Annotated in this window: 14 protein-coding genes (1 of these 14 cut by a window edge); 3 read left to right on the top strand and 11 right to left on the bottom strand. The window is 37.2% G+C overall.

Annotated elements, in window-relative coordinates; translation table 11 throughout:
- A protein-coding gene (locus E2636_RS04115; protein ID WP_134209114.1) for a nucleotidyltransferase-like protein crosses the window boundary here: on the bottom strand, window positions 1-615 show its 5' portion. Its footprint begins 276 nt before the window's first position; only the first 615 of its 891 coding nucleotides appear in the window; its start codon is at window positions 613-615; its stop codon lies beyond the left edge, outside the window.
- 128 nt (window positions 616-743) lie between these two features.
- On the opposite strand from E2636_RS04115, the gene E2636_RS04110 reads away from it, so the two are divergent.
- Entirely contained in the window at window positions 744-1,091 is a 348-nt protein-coding gene (locus tag E2636_RS04110) for a YgzB family protein (protein ID WP_017382113.1), read from the top strand.
- Between the two features lie 76 nt (window positions 1,092-1,167).
- On the opposite strand, the gene perR is transcribed toward E2636_RS04110, so the two are convergent.
- The 4 genes from perR to bcp form a co-directional block, all read right to left on the bottom strand.
- Window positions 1,168-1,611 carry a peroxide-responsive transcriptional repressor PerR gene (gene perR / locus E2636_RS04105; protein WP_017382114.1) on the bottom strand — a complete coding sequence of 148 codons (444 nt, stop codon included), beginning with the start codon at window positions 1,609-1,611 and terminating at the stop codon, window positions 1,168-1,170.
- A 104-nt stretch (window positions 1,612-1,715) separates the two neighbouring features.
- The gene (locus E2636_RS04100; RefSeq protein WP_134209113.1) at window positions 1,716-2,267 is read right to left on the bottom strand and encodes a cob(I)yrinic acid a,c-diamide adenosyltransferase; all 552 of its coding nucleotides are present in this window, start codon (window positions 2,265-2,267) and stop codon (window positions 1,716-1,718) included.
- 1 nt (window position 2,268) lies between these two features.
- A complete protein-coding gene (locus E2636_RS04095) occupies window positions 2,269-3,216 on the bottom strand; it encodes a D-2-hydroxyacid dehydrogenase (protein WP_134209112.1) in 948 nt (315 codons plus the stop codon).
- On the bottom strand, window positions 3,209-3,694 hold the full coding sequence (bcp, locus tag E2636_RS04090; protein WP_134209111.1) for a thioredoxin-dependent thiol peroxidase: 486 nt from the start codon (window positions 3,692-3,694) through the stop codon (window positions 3,209-3,211). Before bcp ends, E2636_RS04095 begins: the two co-directional genes overlap by 8 nt.
- A gap of 128 nt (window positions 3,695-3,822) precedes the next feature.
- Between bcp and E2636_RS04085 the strand changes: the two genes are divergently transcribed.
- Both E2636_RS04085 and E2636_RS04080 read left to right on the top strand, forming a co-directional pair.
- Window positions 3,823-5,112, top strand: coding sequence for a glutamate-1-semialdehyde 2,1-aminomutase (locus tag E2636_RS04085; protein WP_134209110.1), 1,290 nt, complete (start codon window positions 3,823-3,825; stop codon window positions 5,110-5,112).
- A 75-nt stretch (window positions 5,113-5,187) separates the two neighbouring features.
- Window positions 5,188-6,267: an FUSC family protein gene (locus tag E2636_RS04080; RefSeq protein WP_134209109.1), complete on the top strand. Its 1,080-nt coding sequence runs from the start codon at window positions 5,188-5,190 to the stop codon at window positions 6,265-6,267.
- Window positions 6,268-6,393: 126 nt separating this feature from the next.
- Here E2636_RS04080 and E2636_RS04075 read toward each other — a convergent pair whose 3' ends face one another.
- The 6 genes from E2636_RS04075 to E2636_RS04050 all read right to left on the bottom strand — a co-directional run bounded on the left by E2636_RS04075 (window position 6,394) and on the right by E2636_RS04050 (window position 14,061).
- Window positions 6,394-7,287, bottom strand: coding sequence for an ABC transporter permease (locus E2636_RS04075; RefSeq protein ID WP_134209108.1), 894 nt, complete (start codon window positions 7,285-7,287; stop codon window positions 6,394-6,396).
- 17 nt (window positions 7,288-7,304) lie between these two features.
- On the bottom strand, window positions 7,305-8,309 hold the full coding sequence (locus E2636_RS04070; protein ID WP_134209107.1) for an ABC transporter permease: 1,005 nt from the start codon (window positions 8,307-8,309) through the stop codon (window positions 7,305-7,307).
- Window positions 8,310-8,538: 229 nt separating this feature from the next.
- Entirely contained in the window at window positions 8,539-10,158 is a 1,620-nt protein-coding gene (locus E2636_RS04065; RefSeq protein ID WP_134209106.1) for an ABC transporter substrate-binding protein, read from the bottom strand.
- 24 nt (window positions 10,159-10,182) lie between these two features.
- Entirely contained in the window at window positions 10,183-11,166 is a 984-nt protein-coding gene (locus E2636_RS04060) for an ABC transporter ATP-binding protein (protein WP_134209105.1), read from the bottom strand.
- On the bottom strand, window positions 11,141-12,160 hold the full coding sequence (locus E2636_RS04055) for an ABC transporter ATP-binding protein (protein WP_134209104.1): 1,020 nt from the start codon (window positions 12,158-12,160) through the stop codon (window positions 11,141-11,143). The genes E2636_RS04060 and E2636_RS04055 overlap by 26 nt, the downstream gene beginning before the upstream one ends.
- A 149-nt stretch (window positions 12,161-12,309) precedes the next feature.
- On the bottom strand, window positions 12,310-14,061 hold the full coding sequence (locus tag E2636_RS04050; RefSeq protein ID WP_134209103.1) for an ABC transporter ATP-binding protein: 1,752 nt from the start codon (window positions 14,059-14,061) through the stop codon (window positions 12,310-12,312).
- Window positions 14,062-14,070 lie beyond the last annotated feature (9 nt).

The following is a 14,070-nucleotide window of genomic DNA, read 5'->3' as shown; positions in this document are numbered from 1 at the left end:
CTCTAATCTTTTATCAATTGGTTCATCACTTGATAGTAATTCTTCGTAAAGTTTATAAATGGCAGGTTCTATTATTTTGACTTGTGACCAGACCGTTACTTCCGAATGCATACCGTTTTCAAAAACAGCTAAGCGAGCAAGATGATGTAATGAATCCACTATGTGATTGTAAGCATCCATATAGTTTTTTTGTTCAAAGAACACTTTTCCTTCTAAATAACGACGTATAAGTTTTGAAAACTCAATCCCCATTTTAATTTTACGTCCGTAAAATGGAAAATCTTTAAGTTCCGTTTTTAATTCGTGAACAAATTCGTTTCGATCAAACATGACACGTCCATAAAAAATCCAATCCACGATTTTTCGGTTTGTGCCGAGTAGTAACCATTTACGTAATTGTTTTTCCGAAACAATGTGCATTGCAGCTTTTTTATCATTAAATGTATAGTGTTTAGTAAAAACAGGTTGATTTGAGTCTTTTGTTAAAATTAGAAGTATGGTATCGAATGTATCTGTTACTTGGCTAACTTTCTCTCTCTTCTCAATTAAAATGACGCCGAGCGTATTTGGATGACTCGCTCTTTCCTGATAAATAGGACGTAGAATTTGTTCCAACGGTAGTCCCCCCTATAAATTAATAAGAAATGTTATATGTACTTTTTTCGACAAAGATTGTTAAATTCCTTCAAGCGATTTACAATGCCAATTATGGTATAGTAATCATGGTTAAGGAGGAACACAATATGAAACCTTATAAAAACAAAATAAATCGGATTCGTTCATTTGCATTATCATTAATATTCATCGGATTTGTCATTATGTACATCGGAATCTTCTTCCGTGAAAATCAAATAGTCATGACAATATTTATGTTTTTAGGGCTCATTGCTATTTTAGGTAGTACAGGCGTTTACGCTTGGATTGGTATGTTATCTACTAAAGCAGCTCAAGTCGTTTGTCCAAACTGTGGAAAACATACGAAAGTATTAGGTCGTGTTGATATGTGTATGTATTGCAGAGAACCTCTTACTCTAGACCCTACTTTAGAGGGACAAGAATTTGATCAAGCGCTAAATCGTAAAAAATCATAGTAGATTGAGCTAACATTCTATATAGAATGTTAGCTTTTTTTGCGCAAAATAAAAAGAGCACGTATGCTCTTTTCAATTATTGCATTTTTGTAGCTTGTGATATACAAGTTGGACATGAACCATAAATTTCCAAGCGGTGTGAATTCACTTGGAATCCAGTTAAGTGAGAAGCTAATTGTTCAACTTCATCTAAACCAGGGTAATGAAAATCTACAATTTTACCGCATGAATCACAAATAATATGGTAATGTTCAATTGTCACGAAATCAAACCGGCTAGATGAATCGCCAAAAGTTAATTCTTTAACTAATCCCGATTCTCTAAATACACGGAGATTATTATAGACAGTAGCGACGCTCATATTTGGAAACTTATCTTCAAGTGCTCTATATATTTCATCTGCTGTTGGATGAATCATTGATTGGATGAGAAATTCTAAAATTGCATGACGCTGTGGTGTAATTCGAACTCCTGTAGATTTCAAAGTATCCAATGCGTCACGCAAATGCACTTCAGTCATCGCCATGCACCTCACTTCATAAATATTCTTATTTTATAATCGTTATAATTAGTATAAGGAAAAAGTGAGGTGAAAGTCAACCATAACCCCTTTATATCAAGGGATTACTCAGCATGTAAACCCTTTTCTCTTTGTCCAAGACGTAGATTAATGAAGCGAGCTGCGACAAACAAGAAATCTGATAATCGATTTAAATAAGCTAAAACGAGTGGAGATACATCCTTACCAATACTTACAGCCCCACGCTCTGCACGACGAACTATTGTACGTGCGACATGAAGAACAGCTCCTGCAGGATGACCGCTTGGTAAAATAAAGTTTGTCAAAGCCGGTAAGTTTGCGTCCCATTCGTCAATCAACGCTTCTAACTTCATTATTTCACTTTCTTCTAACTTCCATTTCACTTCTTTACCTTTTGGTGTTGCTAGTTCAGCTCCTACATGAAAGAGTGTGGTTTGTATTTGATGGAAAGCTTTTTGTACTTCTTCTTGTTCTTCAAAAAATTCGTGTTGGATATAACTCATCGCAAGTCCAATCATAGAGTTTGCTTCGTCACATGTACCATACGCCTCGACAAGTGCATCATTTTTTGCAACTCGTGTTCCATAGATAAGTGAAGTTGTACCTTTGTCGCCCGTTTTTGTATAAATTTTCATATTAATACCCCTTTTCTGAATCTATAATATTTTTATAATCTGATCCTTCTTTATTCCATTGATGTAAGTTTTCTATGAAAATGTTTAATGCTCGTGAAACATACTCAGAAGAATGACTTGAAACATGAGGTGAAACAATAACCCCTTCCATTGTCCATAGAGGATGATTTTTACCAAGCGGTTCTTTTTCAAAAACATCTAATACTGCGAAAGCAATTTGACGTTCTTGCATCGCCTTAACTAGTTGTTCTTCTTTTACTAAATCCCCACGACCAAAGTTCATGAAGATGGCATCCTTTTTCATCAAAACGAAATGTTCATATGTAAGCAGTCCGCGTGTTTCTGGAGTGCTTGGCAATACTGAAATGACAATATCAACTGTTGGTAGTACGTCATTTAATTGGTCGAATGAAATCATGTGATCCATATGTAATGCATGGTTGCCAGAACGATTACAACCAGTTGTTGTTACCTTGAATGCTTGCAATAAACGTCCAATTTCACTACCTATTGCACCTGGTCCGATCACTAAGGCTTTACTCCCATATAGCTCACTTGATCCGGAGCGCTTCCTCCATTCACTCTTATCTTGTTGTAAATACATCCACGGTAGCGCGCGTTTAATCGATAATAAATGTGCCATGACTGATTCTGCCATAGGAGTTTTGTGTATTCCTTTGACATTTGTAATTAAAATGTCACGCTCTGCTATTTCACGTAATGGCAGTTTTTCTAATCCCGCTGAAGCAACCATAAGCCATTTCAATGCTGAGGCTTGTTTCAGTGTTTCTATTGAGATATCTTCACCATACGTCATGATGATTTCAGCTTGTTCTAGTGCATCGATATCTTTAATTGAAGAAAAAGTAAATTCAACATCAGGAAATTCGTTTTGTAATTGTTTTATTAAGTGGTCTTTAACAGTGAAAGTAAATAATACATTAGTCATTTGAAGTTACTAATTTGCGCAAAGATACGAGTGCATCTTCTACATGTCCCTTTACTTTGACTTTTCTCCACTCCTTCACAACAGTTCCTGATGGGTCAATTAAAAATGTTGAGCGCTCAATTCCCATATATTCTTTACCATACATTTTTTTAAGCTTCCATACACCATAAGCTTCAGAAACTGCATGATCTTCGTCAATTAGTAATGAAAAAGGCAGACCATGTTTTTCAATAAACTTAGTGTGGGCTTTTTCTCCATCTGGACTTACACCTAAAATGACCGCATTTAAATCATGAAAAGATTCATATGCATCTCTAAAATCACACGCTTCAGTCGTACAACCTGGCGTTGCATCTTTCGGGTAAAAATAAAGAAGGACATATTCTTTTCCAGTGTAATCGTGTAGTGAAACCTTTTCACCTTTTTCATTTTCCAATATGAAACCAGGTGCTTGTAAACCTTCAAGTGTTGTTGTCATGAACAATCCCTCCATATAACTATTTGTTTAATCGTACAGAAGATTGGCTAATCTTTCAATTTTCTTGGCGTTCTAGTTCATTTTTGTCTATTATTAAGAATGGAAGTAAACGAACGGAGGATATATATATGAAGAGAACAAATTCTGATGCGATTCATGAAGAAGCATTAAAACACATTGTTGGTGGCGTTAACAGCCCTTCACGATCATACAAAGCAGTAGGTGGTGGTTCTCCAACAGTCATGGAAAGAGCACAAGGAGCATATTTTTGGGATGTAGATGGCAACAAATATATTGACTACCTCGCCGCCTACGGTCCTATCATTACAGGTCACGCACATCCCCACATTACTAAAGCCATAACAAAAGCTGCTGAAAATGGCTTACTATATGGAACCCCAACCCCTCATGAAGTTAAGTTTGCCAAAATGCTGAAAGAAGCCATTCCAGGAATGGATAAGGTTCGTTTTGTGAATTCTGGAACTGAAGCTGTTATGACGGTAATTCGAGTATCACGCGCATACACAGGACGCACGAAAATCATGAAGTTCGCAGGATGTTACCATGGTCATTCAGATTTAGTACTTGTTGCTGCTGGATCAGGTCCAGCAACACTTGGTATTCCAGACTCAGCAGGTGTCCCAAAATCAATTGCAAAAGAAGTTATTACCATTCCGTTTAACGACCCTGAGGCTTATGAAGAAGCCATGGATAAATGGGGAAATGAAATTGCATGTATTTTAGTAGAACCCATCGTTGGGAATTTTGGAATTGTTGAACCAAAAAAAGGCTTCTTACCACTCGTTCATGAAATAGCGAAACAAAAAGGTGCCCTCATTGTATACGACGAAGTAATTACAGCCTTCCGTTTCCATTACGGTGGTGCTCAAGATTTGCTTGGTTTAACGCCTGATTTAACAGCATTAGGTAAAATCATTGGTGGAGGTTTGCCAATCGGGGCTTACGGAGGACGTAAAGAAATTATGGAACAAGTTGCACCACTAGGACCTGCTTATCAAGCGGGAACTATGGCTGGAAATCCGGCGTCTATATTATCAGGAATTGCCTGTTTAGAAATACTAAAGCAAGCAGGTGTTTATGAAGAGTTAGATCGTTTAGGTGCTCTTTTAGAAGTAGGTATTTTAAAAGCTGCTACTGAGCATAACGTGACAATTACGATAAATCGTTTAAAGGGAGCATTAACAATTTACTTCACAGATGTGAAGGTTGAAAATTTTGATCAAGCTGAAGCAACGGATGGCGAGATTTTTGGTCGATTCTTTAAACTAATGTTAAATCAAGGTATCAATCTAGCACCATCTAAATATGAGGCTTGGTTCTTGACAACCGCTCACACTGAAGAGGATGTTAAGCAATCACTCATTGCCGTAAATCAAGCATTTTCACAACTTACGTAAGTTCAGGTTGACCTACAAGCCCGTCCTGCTGTAAAGTAACAAAAGCTTGTAAACAAGAAAGGAAATACATCATATATGAAATTTGGTGCACGAATCGTTAAAACGGGTGTCGCAATCGTTTTTGCGCTATTCATGGCTGATTTACTGAATTTACCGTCTCCCATCTTTGCAGGAATAGCAGCGATATTTGCCATTCAACCGTCCATTTATCGCTCCTATTTATATATTATTGAACAAATTCAATCAAATTTAATCGGAGCAAGCGTAGCGGTTGTTTTCGCTCTCATATTTGGCCATCACTATGTAGCGGTTGGTTTAGCTGCTGTTATTACAATTGCCATTATGTTGAAATTAAAGTTAGAAAAATCAATTTCGCTTGCACTCGTAACGATTATTGCAATTATGGAAGTACAAAATGATGACTTTTTAACATTCGCCCTTATTCGAGTTGTTACTATTGTAGTAGGAGTATTAGCTGCATTTGTTGTTAACTTAGTGTTTATGCCACCGAAATATGAGACTAAGTTATTTCAATCAATTCATAAGACTACTGATGAATTGATTCGATGGACGCGTTTAGCGAAGCGCCAAGCTTCTGAACATACCGCAACGAAACAATCTCTCGACAAGTTGCGAGAACAATTAATAAAAGTTGATCAGTTTTACTTATTTTATAAAGAAGAACGTAGCTATTTTCGTAATGAAAAACACTCAAAAGCCCGTAAACTTGTAGTGTATCGTCAAATGATTTCTGCCGCAAATAAGGGCTGGGACGTCTTAAAACGTCTTCATATTCATGAAAATGAATTAGCCAATATTCCCGAGCATTTTCGCATGATGATACAGGAACGCCTAGACTTTTTATTAACCTATCACGAACAAATCCATTTAAAATATACAGGGAAATTAAAATCTGAACACTCCATCTGGATGGGGAGTGAAGAGATGCTTCAACGTCATGAAGTGATGGAGATTTTTGCGAGAGAAATAGCACTTTCGAAAGAAGAAGAAGTCTTTTCCTCTTATCATTTATTGCACTTGCTGTCAGCAGTACTAGATTATGAAGAACAACTAGAGCACTTGGATACTCTCATTATCTCTCACCAAAATTATCATGGTGAGGAAATAACAGTTAAACTTGAAGACGAATTATAAAATCAAAAAACAGTCAGCTCTTCGTCGAGATGACTGTTTTTTGTTTTTCAAATATAACGCGAAACAAGAATACTCCTCAAACAACTAGTAAAAAAGAAACCACCTTTAAAAGGTGGCTTCTTTTTACTAACTCTTCATTCGAGGATCTAGAGCATCCCGCAAACCGTCTCCCATTAAGTTAAAGCCTAATACCGTTACCATGATTGCAAGCCCCGGGAAAATCATCGTCCACGGTGCGTTTATGAAATTCACTCGGGCATCTGCTAGCATTTTTCCCCATTCAGGTGTTGGTGCTTGTGCACCGAGCCCTAGGAATCCAAGTGCAGCCGCTTCAATAATTGCTGTTGCAATGGCAAGTGTACCTTGCACAATTACAGGGGACATAGAGTTTGGCAAGATATGAGAGAACAAAATCCGAATATCTTTCATACCGATAGCTTTTGCTGATGTAATATATTCTTCTTCTTTTATGCTCAAAACTTTAGATCGTATTAGGCGACCGAAGTTAGGTATGTTAATAATCGCAATAGCAATTAAAGCATTTTGTAGAGATGGTCCTAATACCGAAACAACTGCGATAGCTAGTAAAATACTTGGGAAAGCGAGCATAATATCAAAAATACGCGAAATGATAGTATCTACCCATTTGCCATAATATCCTGCAACAATCCCTAGAATACTACCAAACACCAATGATCCGATAACTGAAAAGAATCCAACCCATAATGAAATACGAGCTCCATGAATAATACGAGATAAAATATCTCGACCAAAGTCGTCTGTTCCTAACCAATGGGCACTAGATGGTTTTAGTAAACGATTTGATAACAATTGTTCGTTAATGCCTTGCGGTGCTATCCAAGGCCCAATGAATGCCACGATGATAAAGAATAGAACAATCCCAGCTCCCACAACGGCTACTTTACTTTTCTTAAAGCCTCGCCACGCTTCGTGCCAAGGGCCTGCTACTTTATCTGTTTGTGGAGCTACATCTGGTTTTTTAGGCGCCAATTTGGACATGTTGAGATTCCTCCTTCTTAATCATATTTAATTCGTGGATCAATTAAGCTGTACAGCACATCAATAACTAAGTTAATCATCACGAAAATGAATGCTACTACTAGAATTCCAGATTGAATAACAGGATAATCACGGAAGTTAATAGCCTCATATATGTAACGTCCTACTCCTGGCCACCCAAAGATTGTTTCTGTTAGAATCGCGCCTCCAAGAAGCATACCCATTTGAAGACCGATTATTGTTAACACAGGAATGATAGCATTTTTCAATGCATGTTTGTAGACTACCCAAAACATTTTTTGTCCCTTCGCTCGAGCTGTACGAACGTAATCTGAACGCATAACTTCAAGCATACTAGAACGCGTCATACGTGCAATGATTGCCATCGGTATAGTTGCGAGTGCAATCCCAGGCAATACTAGATGTTTTAATACCGTACTAAGTTGATCAAATCTACCTTGCATAATGGTATCGAGAACGTATAAGTTAGTTATTGATTCTACAGGGGTTCGCACTTCTTCACGACCTGTCGTTGGAAGGATGCCTAGTTCAATACCAAAAATGTATTGAAGCATTAATCCTAACCAGAAGATAGGCATAGATACACCCACTAATGCTAAAATCATAGCCGTATAATCAAACCATGAATTTTGAAACCATGCAGAAATGATACCTGCATTTACCCCTACAATAATGGCTATTAATATAGCAAATAAAGATAATTCAAAAGTAGCTGCTAAATATCCCCAAATTTCATCAGAGACAGGATTCATTGTACGCATTGATTCACCAAGATCGCCTTTAAAAAGGCCCATTAAGTAATCAAAGTATTGAATATACCAAGGGTTATCTAATCCGAGTTTTGTTCGAAGTGCAAGAATAGCTGATTCTGATGCTTGTTGTCCTAAAATGACTTGAGCTGGATCACCCGGAATCGCACGAATAATCATGAAAACAACAAATGTCATGCCTAATAATACTGGTATTAATTGCCATAGTCTTTTTCCGATATAGTGAAGCATTTTCTTCACCTCTCCATCTGATGCAGTATATAAGAAATGCGTAGCGAGCTTTTTGGGATACACTAACGCAGTAAGATTTGAAACGGAAAACGTGATTCCACTTGAAAACTGAAGCTGATGTGCAGCCTGCCTAGTCATAATAAATGTAAGCTATTATCGCTATTCCTTAATTTCATTAATTTAAAAAATGGAGAGAAATCTTGAAGACCTCTCTCCATCAGTCTGTTTTTTACTTGAAGTCTACTTTATTTAATCTATCAGATCCTGTTGGATGTGGTGTAAAGTCTACCAAATTCGCTTTACCAGCAAGTAGTGGTGTAGAGTGTGCAAGCGGTACCCAAGGTGCTTCTTCGAAAATGATTTCTTGCGCTTGAGCGTAAAGTTCATTTCGCTTGTCTTCATCAACCTCTGATTGTGCATCAATTAAGATATCGTGTACTTCGTCATTGCTGTAGTAAGCATAGTTATTGCTTCCGATATTGTCTTTATCAAGCAAAGTGTAAAGGAAGTTATCGGCATCACCATTATCGCCAGTCCAACCTAACATAAAGGCATCTGCTTCACCATTTTTAGTTTTCTCTAAATATGTTGCCCATTCATAAGAAACGATTTTTGCTTTAATACCAATGTCAGCTAGGTTTTTTTGAATAACTTCTGCCACTTTAGTGCCATCAGGCATGTATGGTCTTGGAACTGGCATTGCCCATAGTTCCATTTCAAAGCCATCTTCTAGACCAGCTTCTTTAAGAAGTGCTTTTGCTTTTTCAGGATCATATTCATATCCTGCAATATCATCGTTGTAGCCACTGATTGATGGTGGCATTGGGTTCTTAGCAATTTCAGCTCCACCATTAAAGAAAGCATCGATGATTGACTGTTTATCAATTGCGTGGTTCACAGCTTGTCGAACTTTAACATCATCAAACGGAGGGCGTGTATTCGTTAAACCTAAGTACCCTACATTCATTGATGGACGTTCATATAATTGTAAATCAGCATTATCTGTTACTGTTTTACTGTCTGTTGGATTTACTCCATCAGCTAAATCAATTTCACCTGTAGATAAAGCATTCAAACGAGCTGAGTTATCAGGAATTGCACGGAAAATAACTTTATCTAATTTTGGTAATTCTTGATCCCAATATTCCGCGTTTTTATCAATAGTAATTGAATCATTTTTCTTCCAGTCAACAAATGTGAATGGACCTGTACCTACTGGATTATCTCCAAACTTATCGCCAGACTCCTCAAATGCTTTTGGGCTTGCAATTGCGAACGGGCTCATTGCAATGTTTTTCAAGAATGGAGATTGTGGTCGTTTCAACTCGAAAATAACTGTATAATCCCCTTCTGCTGTTACAGACTTGATAACATGGGATTCATCGTCTTTAAAACCGCCAAACATAGAAGCGTAGTATGGGAATTGGTCTTCAGTTCCACCGCTCCAACGTTCGAAGTTTTTCACTACTGCTTCTGCATTAAAGTCAGTTCCATCATGGAATTTCACACCTTCACGTAATGTGAATGTGTAAGTAAGTCCGTCTTCAGACGGTTCCCATTTTGTTGCAAGACCTTCGTTAATTGTTGTATCTTGCTCACCAAAGTTTAGTAAGGTTTCAAACAAGTTTTGTGTTACTTTAAATGACTCTCCATCAGTTGCTCTTGCTGGGTCTAGAGATACAGAGTCTCCACCACGACCAAATACTAAGATCTTTGGCTCTGAACTTTCTCCGTCTTTGTCTTCTCCGTCTTTATTGCCATCTGATGAATCAGATGAACAAGCTGCTAGGATCGTAGAGAACACTAACATAACTAAAACAGCAAGTAACCATAATTTCTTTTTATTCAAATTGACCCCTCCTACTATTTTTTATCAATGTTGCACTTTATCACCATAAAGATGACAGGCAACAGAATGACCTGGTTCAACTTCTTCTAACTTTGGAACAATTTTTGTACACACATCCATTTTGTACGGACAGCGCGTGTGGAATGTACACCCAGAAGGTGGATTTGCAGGGCTTGGAATATCCCCTGTAATCAAGATTTGTTCTCTTACAAAGTTCGGGTCTGGAACCGGAACAGCAGACAATAAAGCCTGTGTATAGGGGTGGAGAGGCTTACCATACAGCATCTCACTTTCCGCAAGCTCGACTATTTTACCAAGATACATAACCCCAACTCGGTCACTTATATGACGCACTACACCTAAATCATGCGCAATAAATATATACGTAAGATCAAATTCTTTTTGCAAATCTTGCATTAGATTTAACACTTGAGCCTGAATAGAAACGTCTAGTGCTGAAACGGGCTCATCTGCGATAATGAGTTTAGGATTTGTCATAAGTGCTCTTGCAATTCCTATACGCTGTCGTTGCCCACCACTAAATTGGTGAGGGTAGCGTTTTGCATGATAGCTACTTAGTCCAACAATTTCTAAAAACTCATGGACTTTCTTTTTTCTCGATTTCGAATCACCAATCCCGTGTACAATTAAAGGTTCTTCTAATATCTTTTCAATTGTATGTCGAGGATTTAGAGAAGCATATGGATCTTGAAAGACCATTTGAATTTCACGACGTGCTTTACGCATATCGTCATTAGAAATACTTGTAAGGTCTTTACCATCGAATACGACTTGTCCTTCAGTCGGTTCTAGCAATCTCATAAGCATACGACCAGTTGTAGATTTTCCGCATCCAGATTCACCAACAATCCCCAATGTTTCACCTTTATTTACATAAAAAGAGACATCGTCAACAGCTTTCACATGTCCAGAAACTCGACTAAGTATGCCTTTTCGAATCGGAAAATATTTTTTTAGTCCTTCAACTTTCAACAAGGGTTCTATCACGATCGGACACCTCCTGATCTTCGTACAAGAAGCATCTTGTCTTTTGTACAGATGACGTTTGATATAACTCTGGATTCTCTGTTAAACATTTATCAAATGCAAATTCACAACGTGCAGCAAAACGACAACCAGTTTTAATAGAACCTGGTTTTGGTACGCTACCCGGAATCGAATACAGTCGATCTTTTTTAAAACGCATATCCGGTACAGATTGTAGCAATCCTTTTGTATATGGATGTTGAGGGTTTTCGAAAATTGTTTGTACTGGGCCTTCTTCAACAATTTTCCCTGCATACATGACGACTACTCTTTCACAAATTTGTGCCACAACACCAAGGTCATGTGTGATCAAAAGAACAGCTGTATTTAAACGATCATTTAAATCTTTCATTAATGCTAAAATTTGAGCTTGAATCGTTACATCAAGAGCTGTTGTAGGTTCATCTGCAATTAAAACTTTTGGATCACACACAAGTGCCATTGCAATCATGACACGTTGTCTCATCCCGCCTGATAATTGATGAGGATATTCTTTCATCATTTCGTCAGCACGAGGAAGTCCTACTAATGTCAACATTTCAATTGCTCGATTTCTCGATTGCTTTTTCGACCAATCCTTTTTATGGATAACAATTGCTTCCATCAATTGACTGCCAATTGTAAACAAAGGATTTAATGATGTCATTGGCTCTTGAAAAATCATAGCCACATCGTTTCCTCTTACTTTACGCATCTCTTTATCACTTAGTTTAGATAAATCTTTATCTTCGAACAGAATTTCGCCACCTGTGATTTTTCCTGGCGGGCTTGGTACTAGACCCATTATGGATAAAGATGTAACACTTTTTCCACAACCAGATTCACCAACGATTCCTAGAACTTCTCCTTCGTGTACAGTAAAGTCAATATTATCTACTGCAGGAATCTCACCGTCATCTGTGAAAAAGGTTGTTTGCAAACCTTTTACTTGAAGAATCGCTTTACGTTTTCTCATGATGATCCTCCTCTTACGTAACCAATTATTATTTCAGAACATTCTATATGTTTCTTATTATACAAATAATAATTATAATTGCAATAGTTTTTTTATAAGTCCTACTTCTTTTATACGAAAAAAGGTTATCCATTTAAGGATAACCTTTTTTAATCTATATCTAGTTGTTGAACTTGAAACAGATTGTAATAAATACCTTTAGATTCTATTAACTCATTATGCGTTCCTTGTTCTTTTAATTCACCATGATCAATAACAAAGATTTGATTGGCATGTGTGATTGTTGATAGACGATGTGCGACAATAATCGTTGTTCGATTATGCGCTAAACGCTCTAAAGAGTCTTGAATTAAGGCTTCACTCTCTAAATCAAGGGCAGAAGTTGCTTCATCTAAAACTAAAATAGGAGGATTTTTTAGAAACACTCTCGCGATAGCCACACGCTGTTTTTGACCACCTGAAAGTTTAACGCCACGTTCGCCTACTTTTGTGTCATAACCATCTGGAAGCGCAACAATAAATTCATGTGCACTGGCAGCTTTCGCCGCTTCAATTACTTCGTTTTCCGTAGCATCTGGTCGTCCCATTAATATATTTTCTTTCACAGAATCACTAAATAGTATATTATCTTGCAATACTATTCCAATCTGTTCACGTAAAGATTTTATTTTTACATCCTTAATGTCTACGTCATCAATTTTAACTGATCCGCTCGTCGCATCATAGAAACGAGGAATCATACTAATAATGGTTGATTTCCCTCCACCACTCATTCCTACAAAGGCAACAGTTTGCCCAGGTTCAACCGTGAAATTCATATTATTTAAGACTAAATTATTTTCTTCTTCATATTGGAAAGAGACATGATCAAATTGCAGCTTACCTTTAATTGCTGGCATATTCTTCGCATTTGGTTCATCTTTAACATCATATTTTTCATCCATTAATTCAAACACTCGGTCCATTGATGCATATGCTTGCGTTAATGTCGTTGAAGAGTTAACTAATCGTCTCAAAGGACTATAAAGTCGTTCAATATATGCAATAAATGCTACCATCGTTCCTACTGTTAAGTTTCCAATAATTACTTGATACCCTGCATACGCAATAACCAATAGTGGTGCGACATCCGTGATGGTGTTAACAACTGCAAATGCTTTTGCGTTCCATTTTGTATGATCTATTGCTTTATCTAAAAATTCGCTATTTGCTTTATCAAAAATTCGTTGTTCATGTTTTTCTAATGTGAAACTTTTAATGATACTCATCCCTTGTACACGTTCATGCAAATAACTTTGAACACTAGCAAGTGCTTGGGATCTTTTCCGCGTTAAATCTCGTAAGCGTCCGAAGAAGTATTTAACACTAAATGCATAGAATGGGAATGCAAGCAATGTTACTAACGTTAATGGAACGTCCATTGTAAGCATGATGGCAACCGCAATCAAAATAGTTGCTAAGTCTAGCCATAAATTCATTAACCCGATCATCACAAAGTTTTTAGTTTGTTCTACATCGTTTATGACACGAGAAATGACTTCTCCAACTCTCGTATTTGAATAAAACCGTAAACTTAGTCGTTGTAGATGGCCGTACAACTCTTGTCTTATGTCGTATAATATTTTGTTACTTACTAGCTGTGCATAGTATTGTCGATAATATTCAATCGGGGGTCTAACCAGAAAGAACACTAGCGCTGTTCCACCTAACCAATAAAATAACTGACTTGTTTTCTCTGCATCAGTCAATGTCTCAGCACCTATTATATCGTCAATGACGATTTTAATTAATAAAGGAATAAATAATGGAATGGCAAATTTTAAAATTCCAATCGCAACAGTGAGAACAATTTGCCATGTATATGGTTTAACAAACTTCATATATCTTTTGGTGCTACTCATACATTTCTC

It is taken from the genome of Paenisporosarcina antarctica, from assembly GCF_004367585.1.
Lineage (GTDB): Bacteria > Bacillota > Bacilli > Bacillales_A > Planococcaceae > Paenisporosarcina > Paenisporosarcina antarctica.
The sequence above is the reverse complement of the archived record's forward strand: the minus strand, read 5'-3'. Positions and strand labels throughout refer to the sequence as shown.

Bases quoted from the DNA above. Each gene is read 5' to 3' on its own strand.
- E2636_RS04110 (WP_017382113.1), top strand. From the start codon at position 744: ATGAAACCTTATAAAAACAAAATAAATCGGATTCGTTCATTTGCATTA.
- perR (WP_017382114.1), bottom strand. From the start codon at position 1,611: ATGACTGAAGTGCATTTGCGTGACGCATTGGATACTTTGAAATCTACA.
- E2636_RS04100 (WP_134209113.1), bottom strand. From the start codon at position 2,267: ATGAAAATTTATACAAAAACGGGCGACAAAGGTACAACTTCACTTATC.
- E2636_RS04095 (WP_134209112.1), bottom strand. From the start codon at position 3,216: ATGACTAATGTATTATTTACTTTCACTGTTAAAGACCACTTAATAAAA.
- bcp (WP_134209111.1), bottom strand. From the start codon at position 3,694: ATGACAACAACACTTGAAGGTTTACAAGCACCTGGTTTCATATTGGAA.
- E2636_RS04085 (WP_134209110.1), top strand. From the start codon at position 3,823: ATGAAGAGAACAAATTCTGATGCGATTCATGAAGAAGCATTAAAACAC.
- E2636_RS04080 (WP_134209109.1), top strand. From the start codon at position 5,188: ATGAAATTTGGTGCACGAATCGTTAAAACGGGTGTCGCAATCGTTTTT.
- E2636_RS04075 (WP_134209108.1), bottom strand. From the start codon at position 7,287: ATGTCCAAATTGGCGCCTAAAAAACCAGATGTAGCTCCACAAACAGAT.
- E2636_RS04070 (WP_134209107.1), bottom strand. From the start codon at position 8,309: ATGCTTCACTATATCGGAAAAAGACTATGGCAATTAATACCAGTATTA.
- E2636_RS04055 (WP_134209104.1), bottom strand. From the start codon at position 12,160: ATGAGAAAACGTAAAGCGATTCTTCAAGTAAAAGGTTTGCAAACAACC.
- E2636_RS04050 (WP_134209103.1), bottom strand. From the start codon at position 14,061: ATGAGTAGCACCAAAAGATATATGAAGTTTGTTAAACCATATACATGG.